Raw genomic sequence first — 5,817 nt, 5'->3', positions numbered from 1 at the left:
ACCAACGCCTTCAGCGCCACGCTGACCGGCTCGACGCTGCTGAAGGTCAGCGACATCGACATCAGCACCGTTGGCAAAGCCAACGTCGCCCTGCGCATCGTCGATTCGGCGCTGGCCTTTATCAGCGCGGAACGCGCCAAGCTCGGGGCCCTGCAGAATCGATTCGAGCAAACGGTCTCCAGCCTTCAAATCAACGCTGAAAACCTCAGCGCCAGCCGCAGCCGCATCCAGGATGCGGACTTTGCGGCGGAGACCGCGGCTCTCTCGCGCGCGCAGATCCTGCAGCAGGCGGGGGTGGCCATGGTGGCCCAGGCCAACCAGCTGCCGCAGAATGTCTTACGCCTGCTGCAAGGCTGATCACGCCGCGCCGGGAGAGCTCAAATGTAGCCGACGGTTATACTCAAACCGTCGGCTTTTTTATGCGGGAGTCACGACGTGAACGATATCTGCCATGTCAAAGTTTCCGGCATCATGCTGGTTTACAACCAGCTGTCGTTCGTTGAAGACGCGTTGCGCTCCGCCATGGCGCAAACTTACCCCTTCGACGAGCTGATCGTTAGCGACGATGCCTCAACCGATGGAACATGGGAGGCGTTGCCGAATATCATCCAAAAACTACAACGAGAAACCGGCTACGAAGGCAGGATCGTTTTACGCCAAAACGAGAAGAATCTTGGCATTTCAAGACACTTTGATATCGTGGCTCGATCAGCCGCCAACCAACTCCTCGTTGGCCTTGCAGGCGACGACCTTAGCCTGCCTGACAGGGTTCTTGAAATTGTCAAGGACTACCATAAAGCCGGGAAACCGCAATATTATTTATCTCACTCACCGGCTTACATTTTAGATTCCGATGAAATATTTTACCCCCCCGTCAAATTCAATAGCACCCTCGAAGAAATAGCGGATTCCGTCGCCCTTCATATTGGCGCCACCCAAGCGTTCACGAAAAGCCTCATCATCGATTTTCCCCCTCTCGGCGCCGGCTTGTTTGAAGACCTCATTCTCGGCTTCCGCGCAAGTCTGTTCAACCATTATCGCTACATCGAAAAGCCTCTGATTAAATATCGAACGGGGGGCGCAAGCTTCAAAAAGAAAACACTGACCCAACTATGGGAACACAAAAAAAACCATCTCGAAGCAAGGCTCAAAGATTGCATACACATAAACAATCACGACCTGACAGCACGCTTGCTCCAACTTTATGTCAACCACCTGGACCAAGGTCGAAGAATCGGATTAATCCACGAAAAACTTCCGCCTCAAATCGAACATTATTTAATTCAACAATGGACAAACGATCTAGCCTCACACAATCCTATCCACGACAAGAACAAAAACAACGATTTTCAACCCATTCATGTCTATATACGCATCACCGAAAATACCAAATCAGAATCATACCTCCAAAAGACAATCACTTCCATCGAGCAGCAAACCGTTAAACCAGCCAGCATCTTAACTGGCGCCACCTGTTGGCCAGAGGCGGATACAGATGGATGGGTTTGGTTACTGGAAGCCGGGGATATCTTGCATCCCAGCGCCATCGAAATTGCTCAAAGCCATTTAACTTCCGCATGCCGCCAACATCCCAATGCCTGTTTTCTTTACACAGACCATGCCGTCCAAGCTGAAAGCGAACCAGATTGCTACATACACCCCATCCTAAAACCAGCCCCCCAGCGCGATTTAGCATTAAGCTCGTGCTACACCGGGCGAAGCGTATGCGTAAAGTCGGATTGGGCGCGAACGCTGGCACACCCCCCCCTGAGCGAACCTTCATTGGCTTTTACCTATAAACTTTTGCTTGAAGCCACCAGTCCGAATAAACTTCAAGAAAATGCGATTCTTCATATCGACGCCCCACTCTGGTATGCACATCCCCGATCAGAGCATTTGTTCGCTCATCACTCTGAAACTTGGCAACGCATGGCCCATCATTTGCATGACCATGCCAATGGAGCGCTTTCCGAAATTTCACCCGGGCCAATACCAGGAACGTTTCACTATCGCTTCAACCTCAAGGACGCCCCAAGCGTCACAATTATCATCCCCACCCACAATCAATTTAAATTTATTGCACACTGCATCGAACAAATTCTCAGCTACACCAATTACCCCAACTACCACATCTTGGTGGTTGATAACGACAACGACGAGCCTCAAGCACGACAATTCTTGGATGGATTGAAATACGCTGCACCGGACAAGATATCGGTCATGCAGTATTCGGGCGCATTTAATTATGCCAAAATAATGAACATTGCCACTCAAAATGTCTCTTCCTATTTTTTGCTTTTCTTAAATGATGACGTCTATCCAACCGACTCTTTTTGGCTTGCCAATATGGTTGCCAACGGACTTCGCGATGAAGTAGGCATCGTCGGCGCTCATTTACGTTTTCCGGACGACAGAATACAACACGCGGGTGTCGTGCTCGGACTCAAAGGCCCAGCGGGCCACGTTGCAGGTCTTCGTAACCAAGACGAATTGGGTTATATGGGACGACAGCAGCTGCAACAGAACTTTTCCGCCGTAACGGCAGCATGCATGCTGATCAAGCGCGAGCTTTTTATCGAAGTCGGGGGTTTCGACCCAGATACCTTCGCAGTCCTCTACAATGATATAGATCTGTGCCTAAAGGTCAAACAAAAGAATAAGCTTATTGTTTGGTGTCCGCACGCCAAGCTCGTGCATGAGCAGTCACAAAGCTTAACCAGCGAGCCCCTTACCCCTTCCCGAGTAGAAAGAGCCAAAAAAGAAAGCAATGCCTTTTTAGAAAAGTGGCGACATTTTATACAATCCGATCCAGCTTATCACCGCTGTTTATCGTTACAGCAAAATGGCTACGAACTTGAATATAACCTTACCTTAACCAGACCCCCACGGACTGAACAAACTGTAAATAGAATTTTAGCCTTTCGCGCTGATTTTTATGGCTGCGGACAGTATCGCATCGTTCAGCCTGCCAAAACCATCAAACAATATCTCCATGAAGATATAGAGCTATGCGACGAAATTCTTCGCCCTTACGCGGTTATCCGCAGCGATGCCACACACCTTATTTTTCAACGCCCTGTTAGCGATTTGGCTCTGGCGGCACTGGAAGAACTTCTGCAGCTCAATAATGTTGGAAAAGTATTTGAAATCGATGACCTGCTTGATCGTCTGCCTTTTAAAAGCGCTCACCGAAAACATATGCCCCAGGATATACGGCAGCGATTGATTAAAGCAATGAAACGCTGCGACCGGCTGATTGTTAGCACAGATACTCTGGCAGAACTTTACGGAAAATTTTGTAAAGACGTTCGTGTTATGCCGAACTATCTCACTACAATCTTGTGGGGCGCTGAGCCTTTTTCTCGAATCCAGCCAGACAACCAGAGGCCCAAAATTGGCTGGGCCGGCGGCATCAGTCATCAAGGAGATCTGGAAATGCTCGAGCCCCTGTTCAAAAAATGGGCCAATCAAGTGGATTTTGTGTTCTTTGGCTATTGCCCCGACACCCTCAAAAAATACGCCAAGGAAATCCATAGCGGGGTTTCGGTTCAAGCTTATCCAAAAAAACTTGCCGAGCTCGCGTGTGAGTGGGATCTTGCTATTGCGCCACTTGAAGACAACATGTTTAACCGATGCAAAACCGCACTAAAATTACTTGAGTACGGATGGTGTGGATTGCCTGTCCTCTGCTCCAACGTCGGCCCCTATCAAGACAAAAATTTCCCGGTTATCAGGGTTAACAACAAGTTCAGTGAGTGGGATAAAGCACTGCAAATGCTTTTGAGCGATAAAGACCACACCTTCCAGCTCGGCCTCGAATTGCAACGCCATGTGCAAAATTATTGGACTTTTACTCCCGATATTGCTCAAAACTGGCTTCAGGCGTGGACATTGCAATGACGAAACTCAAGTCAATTTCAGGGTTTTGGCATAAAGCAGTATCAAGCATCAGATTCAACGGTGGAATCACTGAAGGACCCTCGCGTCAGAATAGATGTCGCCCGCATAGAACTCTGAACCTGGGGGCGATGATGGAAGAACAAGTTGGCCAAATACGGACAAGAATTCAAGGACCGTGCTGTGGCGCGGTTGCTGCCGCCTGAGAGCGCTTCGCTGACAGACGTGGCGCGGGAATTTGGTGTGAGCGTGCAGACGCTGCAGAAGTGGCGCGATGCGGCGTTGGCGCAACCGGCCGCTGCCCAGGCCTGGACGCCTGCAGCCCGTTTTGAGGCGTTGCTGACGACGGCGGCCATGGATGAACAGCAACGCAATGCCTGGTGCCGCGCCAACGGCGTGTACCCGCAGCAGCTCATCGAGTGGCGCCAGGCGGCCACCGAGGCACTCGGCAGCACAGCCAGCGAGCGCAGCAGCCCGGCCCAAGCCAAGGCCCAGCAGCGCCGCCTCAAACAACTCGAGCGCGATCTGCGCCGCAAGGACAAGGCGTTGGCAGAGACCGCGGCATTGCTGGTGCTCTCAAAAAGCTCGAGGCGGTCTTGCCGGGGGACGAGGACGCATGATCCCGCTGCAAGACCGCCAACATCTGGTGGAACTGATCGTGCAAGCGCACCGCGATGGCGCCAGTCTGTACAAGGCCTGCGAGACGGCCGGCATGACGCTGCGCACGCTGCAGCGCTGGACAATAGCCGACGGCTTCATCCGCTGTGACGCTCGCCCCCAGGCGCAGCGACCCAGGCCAAGCCATGCGCTCAGCCAAGCCGAGCGCGCCGAGGTGCTGCGCATTGCCAACGAGCCGCGCTTTGCGGACCAGCCGCCTGCGCGCATCGTGCCTGCGCTGGCCGATGAAGGCCGCTATGTGGCCAGCGAATCGACCTTCTGGCGCATCCTGCGCGCACAAGGGCAAGCCGCCCATCGCGGCCGCGCCAAGGCACCGCAGGCGCGACGCGGCCCGAGCACGCATGTGGCCAGTGGCCCGCGCCAGCTCTGGTGCTGGGACATGACCTATCTGCCCGCCCAGATCGCCGGGCGCTGGTTCTACCTGTATCTGATCCTGGACCTCTACAGTCGCAAGATCGTGGGCTGGGAGGTGCACGAGCACGACGACGCCTGCCATGCCGCGCACCTGGTGCGCCGCACGGCGCTGGCCGAGGGCATTGCCACACAGGCGAGCAAGCCCGTGCTGCACGACGACAACGGCTCCACGCTCAAAGCCACCACGGTACTGGCCATGCTGCATTGGCTGGGCATCAAGCCCTCGTACTCGCGCCCACACGTCAGCAACGATAACGCCTTTGTCGAATCGCTGTTTCGCACCGCCAAGTACCGGCCCGAGTTCCCTGCCCGTGGCTTTGCCGACCTGCACGCCGCTCGCGACTGGGCGGCGCACTTTGTGCATTGGTACAACCATGAGCATCTGCACAGCGGCATCCGCTACGTGAGCCCGGCAGCGCGGCATGAAGGGCGTGACCAAGCGATCCTGGCGGCCAGGCATCAGGTTTACGAACGTGCCCGCCAGCGCCATCCGTCGCGCTGAAGTCGGCACACGCGCAACTGGCAGTCCATCGGTGCCGTCACGCTCAACCCCGAGCGCGACGCGGTGATCGAAGGTCTCACGCTGCATCACGATACACAACAATTGGCCGCATGACTTGGGCGACAACTATCTTGACATACACCGGGGGCGATGATGGAAGAACAAATTGGCTAGATACGGACAAGCATTCAAGGACAAGGTGTACTCTAAACCTTCTTTCCTGACATAACGGATCGACGAAAGGAGAGAAGGACGAACGCGGAGCTGAAGCTGGCGCAGCAGCGGCTGTCGGTGCTGGAGCTGGCGCAGGCGCTGGGCAATGTGAG

General features: G+C 54.0%; 2 protein-coding genes and 1 pseudogene. All 3 read left to right on the top strand.

The window, feature by feature from the left end; translation table 11 throughout:
- The coding region (locus Talka_RS11770; RefSeq protein ID WP_281289657.1) for a flagellin at window positions 1-357 on the top strand (357 nt) is incomplete at its 5' end.
- 78 nt (window positions 358-435) lie between these two features.
- Window positions 436-3,900 carry a glycosyltransferase gene (locus Talka_RS11765; RefSeq protein ID WP_143891508.1) on the top strand — a complete coding sequence of 1,155 codons (3,465 nt, stop codon included), beginning with the start codon at window positions 436-438 and terminating at the stop codon, window positions 3,898-3,900.
- A 144-nt stretch (window positions 3,901-4,044) separates the two neighbouring features.
- Window positions 4,045-5,605: pseudogene (locus Talka_RS11760) on the top strand (IS3 family transposase).
- Window positions 5,606-5,817 lie beyond the last annotated feature (212 nt).

Source organism: Tepidimonas alkaliphilus (genome assembly GCF_007556595.1).
In the GTDB taxonomy this organism is placed as follows: domain Bacteria; phylum Pseudomonadota; class Gammaproteobacteria; order Burkholderiales; family Burkholderiaceae_C; genus Tepidimonas; species Tepidimonas alkaliphila.
The sequence above is the reverse complement of the archived record's forward strand: the minus strand, read 5'-3'. Positions and strand labels throughout refer to the sequence as shown.